Here is a 9721-nt window from a genome sequence, read left to right as displayed (position 1 = left end):
GTGGCGCGCGCGACGGGCTAGCCCTGTTCGACGGGGAAACCGCAATCGTCGACGGCAGCGACCGCGACCTGGAACAGGCGCGCCGCCTGCACCACAACGGCCAGCCGATGCTGTGGTTCCGCCACGGCGGCAAGGCCTACCTGGTGCGCGATCGGGCCACCATCGAACGGGCCAAGGCGATCTACCAGCCGGTCACCGAGATGGCACGCGCGCAGGGCCAGCTCGCCGGCCGGCAGGGCGAACTGGCAGGCCGGCAGGCCGGTCTTGCCGCCGAGGAGGCCGCCTACGCCGAGCAGCAGGCGACGCTGGCCGGCCAGCAGGCCGAGTTGGCCGGGCAGGCGGCGCAGGCCATCGCCGAGCCGGAGGTCGCCTTGCAGATCCGCGAGGCCCGCCAGCGCGCGCTGGAGCAGCAGCAGGCGAAGATCGAGGCCAGCCGCACCGCCATCGAGAAATCCACGGCCACCCAGCGCCACGCCCTCGAGGCGCAGCAGGCCGAACTGGAGCACCAGCAACAGACGCTCGCCCAGCGCCAGCAACAGGCCGACCAGCAGGCCGGACAGCGGATGCAGCAGCTGCTGGACCAGGCCGTCCGCGACGGCAAGGCGCAGGCGGTCGACGCCGGCTGACGGCGCAACCCGCGCACGGCACGCCACTCGTCCCGGCCGTGGTGCCGCTCGTCGGCACCACGGCCATGTTCATCACCTGGCGGACGACCGTGCGTCCGCGGCAGGGCACGATCCGCAGGACCTCGTCCACGGAGACCCGCCATGCACTACCGCCATCTTCGTTCCATCCTGTATGCCCACGCCTGCGGCCTGCTGCTGATGCTGAGCGGCCATGCGCACGCCGCCGTCGCCGATGAGGGCGCCCACACCCAGGCCGCCGTGCTGGCAGTGGAGGACCACTGGCTGCGCGCCGAGGGCACCGGCGATGTCGACTGGCTCACGCGGATGCTGCTGCCGAGCTACCGCTCCGTGGGCGCCGACGGACGCATCCACGACCGTAACGCCATCGTGGAAGGCGCCCGCAAGAATCAGGGCTCGGACCGGGGCATGCGCGAGATCGACGCCTACCTGAAGGCCCATCCCACGGACACGCGCGTGCTGCTGGACGGCGACCTGGCGATCGTCTCCTTCTACGCTCGGGCGCCCGCACCGGAGCACCTGCGCGAGTCGGACGTGTTCGTCTATCGCGACGGCGGCTGGCACGCGATCTACTCGCAGCACAGCACGATCAAATGAGCCGGCGCGGCCGCATGGGTCCGGCGGACGGAACCCATGCGGCGGTTGTGCGCCGCTACCGGCTATTGATGTGGACCGCGCCGGCCGTCAGCTGCACGCCCGGGGCGATGCTGTAGTTGGAACCTCCCGTACTCGTGCGATCGGCGGTGAGGTAGATGGCGGAGGCAGCGCCCACGCCGATCACGTTCGCCGCCACGCTCACCTGCCGGCCGGTGAGATAGGCCGTACCGCTGTTGCTGCCATCGGCGTGGAAGATCAGCGGCGCGCCGATGGTGAGCTGGCCCTGGGAGGCGTCGATCAGCACGCCATCGAGCGCGTTGGTGGTGCTGAGTGCCTTGCCACCCATCCACACCCGCCCGCCCAGGGCGACGTTGTCCTGGGCGCTGATCCACAGGCTGCGGTCCGCGCCCGGATACGGCGCGCGCAGGTCCAGCACGCCGGTGTTGCTGAAACTGCCGGTGGAGGTGTTGTCCTGCCGCCGCGCGGTGAAGTTGGCGTCGAGAGTGAAGTTGCCGCGGATGGTGCCGGCGTTGCTGATCGAGTAGTCGCCCTCGGCGCGGAAGTTCGGCGCCTGCGTGTCCGAGCCCGTGGCGATCTGGCCGAAGCCGGCGAGCAGGCCGCGGTTGCGGATGCTGCCGTTGGTAACCTGGGCGATCAGGTCGGCGTAGAGCGGCTTGCCGGTGGCGTCCACCGCGCTGGTGATGCTGCCGACGTTGACCAGGTCGCCGCCGCGCACCAGCACGGCGCCGGGCGAACCCTGCGTGTCGTTGGCATCGACCAGCGCGATCGCGCCGTTGTTCACCAGGCTGCCGCGCGACACGTCGATGTAGCTCACGCCCTGGATCTGGCCGCCGTTGGTGAACGTGCCGAAGGAGCGCAGCGCGCCGGCCGGGGTCGGGCTGGCGATGCGGCCACTGTTGATCACCCAGCCGCGCGAGGTGAGCACGCCCTGCGTGGTGAGCAGGCCCTTGTTGTTGAGGGCGCCGACGGTCACGTTGCCGTTCGCGTCCAGCGTGTTGCGGTTCTCCAGTTTGCCGCGGATCGAGAACCCGTCGGCGAGCGTGAGCGTGCCCTCGTTGACCAGCCGGCCGCCGACCTGCGCGCCGGCCAGCGAGAGCACGCCCAGGTTGGTCGCGTTGCCGGCGGAGGAGAAGCCCTCGATGCTGCCGCGCTGCTGCCCCGACACGCTCAGCGTGGCGGCGGTGTTGTCCCTGCCGCCGCGGCTCACGGCGCGGCCGGCGGCCAGGTCCAGTGAACCGGCGAATGCGCCCAGGTCGACGTTGACGTTGCCGCCGCCGGCGATCAGCACGCGGCCGCCGCCACCGAAGGACGCGCCGGAGAGCACGGTGACGTCGCCGCCGCTGCCGTCGCGGACGATCGAATCGTTCGAACCGTTGAAGCCGCTCATGGCGCCGGGAAGCAGGTGGTTGGCGATCAGCCCGACCGTGCGGTCGGACAGGATCTGCGCCTTGGCGCCGACGATGATGCCGTTGCCGTTGGCGACGAACACGTCGGCGCCGTGCGCGTTCAACGCACCCAGGATCTGCGAGGGATTGCCGCTGCTGTCGATGTTCAGCACGGCGGCGCCGGTACTGCCGGTGAAACTCACCTTCGCGGCCGAGCCGATGTTGAAGCCGGCCACGCCGTTGGCGTTGATGTCGCCGCGCGCGGTGCCCTTGCCCCAGTCGATCACCGCCGGTCCGTTGACGGAAAGATCCATGCTGCCGGCTGCCATGTGGCCGACGGTGACCTGGCCGGAGACCACCTTGCCCTGGCCGGGCAACTGGGTGGCGGTGACGTCGGCGGCCCGGGCCGGGGCGCTGAGCAATGCTGCGGTGACGGAAGCGGCCAGGGCCGAGAGGATGAGGAGGTGATCGCGCATAAGTACCTCTCCCGCGAGGGGAAACTGCAATGGGACTGGGAGCGCCATCCACATGAAGATGACGCAATCCAAACGTCCCATTCAGCCCGTCGTAAGCGAGTGAAGCCGCGAGGCGACCTCCTGCCGGATACGGTCCGTGTGACCGCCGGCACAGATTCGTCTTGTCGAGTCCGCCGCGCGCATGGCTACGCACACACCGCTGGTACGCGCGCCCGGATGCGGAAACGCCGAAGGCCGGGCGAGCCCGGCCTTCGGTCCATGCCTTGCGCGCTAGCGCCCGCGATAGTCCGGCGGGATGGTGAAGGCGAACTCCTTCGGCGGCGTGTCGCCCGCGAGGTGGGTCACGAAGTAGTCCCAGCGGCGGCGCATGGCGTAGGCGCCCTTTTCCTTGCCGTAGCCGTGGTGCACGTTGGGGATCAACAGCAGGTCGAAATCCTTGTTCGCCTTGATCAGCGCATCGGCGACCAGCAGCGTGTTGGACGGCGGCACGTTGTCGTCCAGCGTGCCGTGCACCAGCATCAGGCGGCCCTTGAGGTTGGCCGCGTGGTTCTGGTTGGCCTGGTCGTCGTAGTTGCTCTTGCCGTCCTTGACGACCTCCAGACCCTGCCACTTCTCGGCCCAGTCGTCCTCGTAGTTGCGGTTGTCGTGATTGCCGCTTTCGGCCCAGCCGACCTTGAAGAAGTCCGGGTAGCGGAACATCGCATCGGCGGTGGTATTGCCGCCGCCGGAATGGCCCCAGATGCCCACCCGGTCCAGGTCGATCCATGGATAGCGCTTGCCCAGCTCCTTGATGCCGGCGACCTGGTCAGGCAGCGTGTTGTCGCCGATGTTGGCGAAGTAGGCGTCGTGGAAGGCCTTGGAGCGCCAGGGCGTGCCCATGCCGTCGATCGCCACCACGATGAAGCCCAGCTCCGCCAGCGCCTGGTTGTCGCCGCGCGAGGCGAGGAAGTTGCGCCCGCGCACCGAGCCGGTCTGCGGACCGGGATAGACGTAGTCGACGATCGGGTACTTCTTGTGCGGATCGAAGTTCGTCGGCTTGAAAAGCATGCCGTACAGCTCCGTCTTGCCGTCGCGCGCCTTCACCGTGATGGGGGTCGGCGGCACCCAGCCGGCCGCACGCAGGCGGCTGATGTCGGCCTTGGCGACGCTGGCCAGGGTATGGCCGTCATGGCTGTCGCGCAGCACGCTCACCGGCGGCTCGGTGGGCGTGGACCAGGTATCGACGAAGGCATGCCCGTCGGGCGAGAGCGTGATCTCGTGGTTGGCCGCCTCGGGCGTGAGCAGCGTCGGCTGCCCGCCGTCCAGGCTGACCTTGAAGAACTGCTGGTAGTACGGGTTCACGCCGGCAATGCGGCCGACGCCGCGGAACCATGCGGTGCGTGTCTTCGCATCGACCTTGAGCACTTCGGTGACGTTGCCCTCGCCGGTGGTGATGGCGTGCTTGAGCTTGCCGGTGTCCAGGTCGTACAGGTACAGGTTGCCCCAGTTGTTGCGCTCGGAGAACCAGATCGCCTCGTGGCTCTCGGGCAGGTAGAACCAGTTGACCTGGCCGTTGCCGCTCTCGTAGTAGGTCGGCACCTGCTCCTCGAACACCGTGCGCACGGCGCCGGTCTTCGCGTCGGCGACGCGGAACCACTCGTGCTTGTGGTCGCGCGAGGTGGAGACGAAGGCCAGCGTCTTGCCGTCGTCCGCCCACTTGACGTCGTCCCAGCCGCCGTCGGGGCCGCAGCTGACGTCGTCGCACAGCGTCGAGCGGTGCTGGTCCGGCGGCATCTTCAGGCGCACCACCTTCTTCGCGGCCACGTCGATGACGACGCGCTCGATCATGGTCACGTCCTTGTCGCCGACCAGCGGGTACTTCCACTTGATGAGTTCCGGATGCCCGACCTTGGTCCTGATCAGGTACATCTCGCCGGTCTTGCGCTGGTCCTGCTGGAAGGTGGCGATCTGCCTGGAATCGGGCGACCACACCAGGATGGCGTTGTCGGTGTGCTTCCAGCCGGCGTTGTCGGTGGCGTAGCCGAAGTCCTGCACGCCATCGGTGGTGAGCTGGGTCTCCTTGCCGGTGGCCACGTCGCGCAGCCACAGGTTCCAGTCGCGGATGAAGGCTTCGCTCTTCTTGTCCGGCGAGCGCACGCCCGGTTCCTCGACCTTCCTGGCCGCGCAGACCGCCTGTGCCGGCCGGAGATCGCACAGGTAGTGCGTCTCGTCCAGAAGGCCGTTCCATTTTTCCATCTGGACGTCCAGGCGTCCGTCGGCAGCGATCACGTAGCGGCCGATGCCGAGCTTGTCGGCCTTGACCGGCCGGGAAAGCGCCTTGCCCAGGGCAGCGGCGAGCCGGGTCTGATCGAAGGCGTCGCCGACCTTGCCGGTGGCGGCATCCATCACTCGATAATGGTCGCCGGCGGCGTCGTGGTCGATGTATCCGAAGCGGCCATCGTCCAGCCACGCCACGCGCTGGATCGCGTGGTCGACCAGCGGCGCGGTGTCGTAGCCCAGGAAGCGCTCCGCGCGGGTGTAGTCGTCCGTGGTCAGCGTGTGCCCCTGCGCCAGTGCGCCGGTGGCCGCCAGGCCCAATACCAGCGCGCCGGCCAGGCGCAACTTGCCGATCCTCGATACCATCGTGTTTCCCCTTGTCAGGACTGCCATCGGCACGATGCTAACGTGCCGGAAGTCATGGCACCCATGCCATTAGTGGGGGCGCCCTCGACAAGCCCGTTGACGGGACGCCGAAGCCGACGGCACGCTCCACGCTTCCCCGCTCCGGAGCTCGCCATGGCCTTCGTCGTGATCGGCAACTACGTCTCGCCCTACGTGCGCAAGGTGCTGGTGTGCATGGAGCTGAAGGGCCTGGCCTATGAGATCGACCCGATCGCGCCGTTCGTCGGCGACGAGGCGTTCGAGCGCCTGAGCCCGCTGCGGCGCATCCCGGTGCTGCTGCACGACGGGCGGACGTTCAACGACTCCTCGGTGATCTGCCAGTACCTGGAGGACACCCACCCCGCGCCGGCGCTGTACCCGGCCGATCCGGCCGACCGCGCGCGGGCGCGCTGGCTGGAGGAATACGCCGACACCGCCCTGGCCGATGCGTTGATCCGGCGGCTGTTCTACCAGAAGGCGATCCGCCCCCACGTGTTCGGCGAGGAGCGCGACGAGGCGGTGATCGGCGAAGCGATCGGACAGCACATCCCGCGCGCGCTGGACTACCTGGAGACGCAGCTGCCGGCCGAGGGGTTCCTGTTCGGCGCCCTGTCGATCGCCGATATCGCGATCGCCTGCATGTTCCGCACGGCGGCGTTCGTGCGGTTCTCCATCGACGCCACGCGCTGGCCACGCAGCGCCGCGTTCGTGGAGCGCGTGCTGGCGCTGGAGCCGTTCCGCAAGCTGGCGCAGCTGGAGGACGCCACGCTGCGCCAGCCGCTGGCCGAGCAGCGCGCGGCACTGGCCGCGATCGGGGCGCCGTTGACGGCGGACACGTTCGGGACGTCCGCGCCGCGGCATGGCCTGCCGCGCATGTGAGGCGGCTGTTGTCCGCGAGTCACGCTTCGACTCCGGCCTGTGCCCTGCGCTCAGCACGAAACGGCCGAGGCATGCAGACGCATGCCGGATGCCGGACGTTCATCCTGAGCGCAGGCCGGAGCCGAAGGCCGCCGCACCTCAACGCAACGGCCCGAACTGCGACGCCGCCCGCTCCGCCAGCCAGTCGATGAACATCCGCAGCCGCGCCGGCATCTGCCGCTGCGGCGGATAGAGCACCGTCATCGGCAGCGCCGACGGTCGCGTCTCGGGCAGCAGTTCGCACATGCGCCCGTCGGCCAGCTCCTCGGCGATGCGGTAGTGCGAGAACTGCGCGATGCCCATCCCCGCGCGGCAGCAGGCGAGGTAGGCATCGGCGCCGTTGACGGTGATGCGGCCGGGCAGGTGCAGTTCGCGCCGGCGCCGGCCGACGACGAACTCCAGCGGCTCCGGCCGGCGCGTGGTCGGCGAGGCCCAGTGCACCGCATGGTGCCCCGACCGCAGGTCGGCCAGCGTCTTCGGCCGGCCGTGCCGGCGCACGTAGCCGGCGCTGGCCACGGTGATCTGCGGCAGCATCGCGATGCGCCGGCCGACCATGCCGGTGTCGCCGGGATCGCCCACGCGTAGCGCGCAGTCGACACCTTCGCGCACCAAGTCGACGAAGCGGTCGCCTGTGCCGAGGTCCAGTTCGATCTGCGGGAAGCGCGCGAGGAATTCCGGTAGCGCCGGGATCACCAGCAGCCGCGCCAGCGCCGCCGACATGTCCACGCGCAGGCGTCCCCTGGGCACGATCGCCGCCTCGCGGAAGTTGGCCTCCACCTCGTCCACGTCGGCCAGCAGGCGCGTGCAGTGGCTGTAGTAGGTCCTGCCCTCGCCGGTCACGCGCACGCGGCGGGTGGTCCGCTGCAGCAGCTGGGCGCCCAGCCGCCGTTCCAGCGCCTTGATGGCATGGGTGACGGTGGCGCGCGGCAGCCCCAGGTCATCGGCCGCGGCGGTGAAGCTGCCCAGCTCGACGATGCGGGCGTACAGCCGCATGGCATGCAGGCGATCCATTGTTTGTTCTCATTGAAAGGTGTTGTCGATTATTGAGCATTTATCGCGACGTCGCCGGCGCGCACGATGCACACACCTTCCACGGCGTAGCTTCACCGTCCCACCAGGAGTAGTCCCATGCAAACGCGCACACTCGGCCGCAACGGCCCCCAGGTTTCCGCCCTCGGCCTCGGCTGCATGGGCATGAGCGATTTCTACGGCGCGCACGACGACGCCGAGTCGATCGCCACCATCCACCACGCGCTGGACCGCGGCGTCACGCTGCTGGACACCGCCGACGTGTACGGCCCGCACACCAACGAAGAGCTGGTCGGCCGCGCGATCAAGGGCCGCCGCGGGCAGGCGTTCGTCGCCACCAAGTTCGGCATCGTGCGCGACCCTGCCCAGCCGCAGGCGCGCGGCGTCAACGGCCGCCCCGAGTACGTGCGTGCATCCTGCGAGGGCAGCCTCAAGCGCTTGGGCGTCGAGACGATCGACCTGTACTACCAGCACCGCGTGGACAAGAGCGTGCCGATCGAGGAGACCGTCGGCGCCATGGCCGAACTGGTCCAGGCCGGCAAGGTGCGCTACCTGGGCCTGTCCGAGGCCTCCGGCCAGACGCTCACGCGCGCCTGCGGGGTGCATCCGATCGCCGCCCTGCAGAGCGAGTTCTCGCTGTGGACGCGCGACCCGGAAGAGAACGGCATGCTCGAGGCCTGCCGCAAGCTCGGCGTCAGCCTGGTCGCCTACTCGCCGCTAGGGCGCGGATTCCTCACCGGCGCGATCCGCTCGCCGGACGATTTCGAAGCGGACGATTACCGCCGCCATAGCCCGCGCTTCCAGGGCGAGAATTTCGCGCGCAACCTGGCATTGGTCGACGAGGTGAAGAAACTCGCCGCCGACAAGGGCTGCTCGCCCGCGCAGCTCGCGCTGGCCTGGGTGCTGGCCCAGGGCGAGGACGTGCTGGCCATCCCCGGCACGCGTCGGCGATCGCGGCTGGATGAAAACCTGGGCGCGCTGGACGTGCGGCTTTCCACCACCGAGCGCGCGGCGATCGACGCGGTGTTTCCGCCGAACGCCGCTTCGGGCGAGCGCTACGCGGGGGCGATGATGCAGATGGTCAACGCGTGACGCTGCCTTGAAGCCCTCTCCCCTCCGGGAGAGGGCTTGGGCGAGGGCGGGGCTCGCGGGGAAGCTGTCGTTCGAATTTCCCGCAAGAGCACCCCTCACCCGGCCCTCTCCCCGGAGGGGAAAGGGAGCAAAGCTCTACACTGGCGGCCATGAGCACCCCCGAACACTCCCCCCTCGGCAAAGCCACCGCCTACGCCGATCGCTACGACCCGTCCCTGCTGTTCCCCATCCCGCGCGAGCAGAAGCGCGTCGAGATCGGCGTGCACGAACCCCTGCCCTTTTTCGGCGTGGACATCTGGAACGCCTACGAGCTGTCCTGGCTGGACCTGCGCGGCAAGCCGCAGGTGGCGCTGGCCGAGTTCCGCGTGCCCGCCGATTCGCCCAACATCATCGAATCGAAGTCCTTCAAGCTGTACCTGAACGGTTTCTCGCAGGAGTGCATCGAGCCGGCCGCGTTGCACGAGACGCTCGTGCGCGATCTCTCCGAAGCTGCCGGCGCCGCGGTAACGGTGGCGCTGCGCGCGCCCTCCGCCCGCGAGCACGCGATCGAGGAACTGGCGGGCGAACTGCTCGACGGGCAGCCGCTGGACATCGACGACTACGGCCCGCCCAAGGCGGCCTACCTCAGCGCCAACCACGGCGCCGCGCCGGTGGAGCAGACGCTGCTCTCGCACCTGCTGCGCTCGAACTGCCCGGTGACCGGGCAGCCGGACTGGGGCAGCGTGCAGATCGCCTGCCGCGGCGCGCCGATCGACCGCGCGGGCCTGCTGCGCTACCTGGTTTCCTTCCGCAACCACAACGAGTTTCACGAACAGTGCGTGGAGCGCCTCTTCATGGACGTGATGGCCCGTTGTGCACCCGAACAGCTGAGCGTGTATGCGCGCTACACCCGCCGCGGCGGGCTGGACATCAACCCGTT

General features: G+C 69.3%; 7 protein-coding genes and 1 pseudogene. 5 read left to right on the top strand and 3 right to left on the bottom strand.

Translation table 11 applies throughout. The features are described 5' to 3' along the window. A pseudogene (locus HOQ08_RS02610) lies at positions 1-626 on the top strand (peptidase M56); the annotation flags it as partial. Between the two features lie 141 nt (positions 627-767). Then, positions 768-1241 carry a nuclear transport factor 2 family protein gene (locus HOQ08_RS02605; RefSeq protein WP_291191196.1) on the top strand — a complete coding sequence of 158 codons (474 nt, stop codon included), beginning with the start codon at positions 768-770 and terminating at the stop codon, positions 1239-1241. Between the two features lie 55 nt (positions 1242-1296). Here the strand turns inward: HOQ08_RS02605 and HOQ08_RS02600 are convergent, their stop codons facing one another. Both HOQ08_RS02600 and HOQ08_RS02595 read right to left on the bottom strand, forming a co-directional pair. Beyond that, positions 1297-3123 (bottom strand): filamentous hemagglutinin N-terminal domain-containing protein, encoded by a 1827-nt coding sequence (locus HOQ08_RS02600; RefSeq protein ID WP_291191193.1) that lies wholly within the window; start codon positions 3121-3123, stop codon positions 1297-1299. A gap of 270 nt (positions 3124-3393) precedes the next feature. After that, positions 3394-5745 carry a S9 family peptidase gene (locus HOQ08_RS02595; protein ID WP_291191190.1) on the bottom strand — a complete coding sequence of 784 codons (2352 nt, stop codon included), beginning with the start codon at positions 5743-5745 and terminating at the stop codon, positions 3394-3396. Positions 5746-5898: 153 nt separating this feature from the next. On the opposite strand from HOQ08_RS02595, the gene HOQ08_RS02590 reads away from it, so the two are divergent. Beyond that, positions 5899-6642, top strand: coding sequence for a glutathione S-transferase family protein (locus HOQ08_RS02590; protein ID WP_291191187.1), 744 nt, complete (start codon positions 5899-5901; stop codon positions 6640-6642). A 138-nt stretch (positions 6643-6780) separates the two neighbouring features. On the opposite strand, the gene HOQ08_RS02585 is transcribed toward HOQ08_RS02590, so the two are convergent. Further along, positions 6781-7692, bottom strand: a complete 912-nt coding sequence (locus tag HOQ08_RS02585; protein ID WP_291191184.1) for a LysR family transcriptional regulator — start codon at positions 7690-7692, stop codon at positions 6781-6783. A gap of 117 nt (positions 7693-7809) precedes the next feature. Between HOQ08_RS02585 and HOQ08_RS02580 the strand changes: the two genes are divergently transcribed. Both HOQ08_RS02580 and queF read left to right on the top strand, forming a co-directional pair. Continuing rightward, positions 7810-8802, top strand: a complete 993-nt coding sequence (locus HOQ08_RS02580; protein WP_291191181.1) for an aldo/keto reductase — start codon at positions 7810-7812, stop codon at positions 8800-8802. Between the two features lie 149 nt (positions 8803-8951). Beyond that, positions 8952-9721 (top strand): NADPH-dependent 7-cyano-7-deazaguanine reductase QueF (queF, locus tag HOQ08_RS02575; RefSeq protein WP_291191178.1); only part of this gene is annotated, 770 nt, incomplete at its 3' end.

It is taken from the genome of Frateuria sp., from assembly GCF_013362045.1.
GTDB lineage: Bacteria > Pseudomonadota > Gammaproteobacteria > Xanthomonadales > Rhodanobacteraceae > Frateuria_A.
This window is presented reverse-complemented; position numbering and strand designations above follow the sequence as displayed.